This window comes from Xenorhabdus santafensis (genome assembly GCF_033949405.1).
In the GTDB taxonomy this organism is placed as follows: Bacteria; Pseudomonadota; Gammaproteobacteria; order Enterobacterales; family Enterobacteriaceae; genus Xenorhabdus; species Xenorhabdus santafensis.
This window is the reverse complement of sequence record NZ_VCDN01000415.1, coordinates 1-279: the sequence shown is the minus strand read 5'-3', so window position 1 is coordinate 279 and position 279 is coordinate 1. Positions and strand designations below refer to the sequence as shown.

Genomic DNA, 279 nt, shown 5'->3' with positions numbered 1-279 from the left:
CAACCTACTGATTACAAGTCAGTTGCTCTACCAATTGAGCTAAGCCGGCGTATTTTATTAAGATAAATGGTGGCTCGGGACGGAATCGAACCGCCGACACGAGGATTTTCAGTCCTCTGCTCTACCGACTGAGCTACCGAGCCTTATTAAAATGGCGGTCCCGACCGGGGTCGAACCGGCGATCTCCTGCGTGACAGGCAGGCATGTTAACCACTACACCACGGGACCATTTGGTTGCGGGGACAGGATTTGAACCTGCGACCTTCGGGTTATGAGCCC

Annotated in this window: 2 tRNA genes; both read right to left on the bottom strand. The window is 53.4% G+C overall.

The features are described 5' to 3' along the window. Nucleotides 1-67: 67 nt before the first annotated feature. Nucleotides 68-143 (bottom strand) — tRNA-Phe (locus FE392_RS22935). Nucleotides 144-152: 9 nt separating this feature from the next. Then, nucleotides 153-228: transfer RNA gene (locus FE392_RS22930), tRNA-Asp, on the bottom strand. Between the last annotated feature and the right edge of the window lie 51 nt (nucleotides 229-279).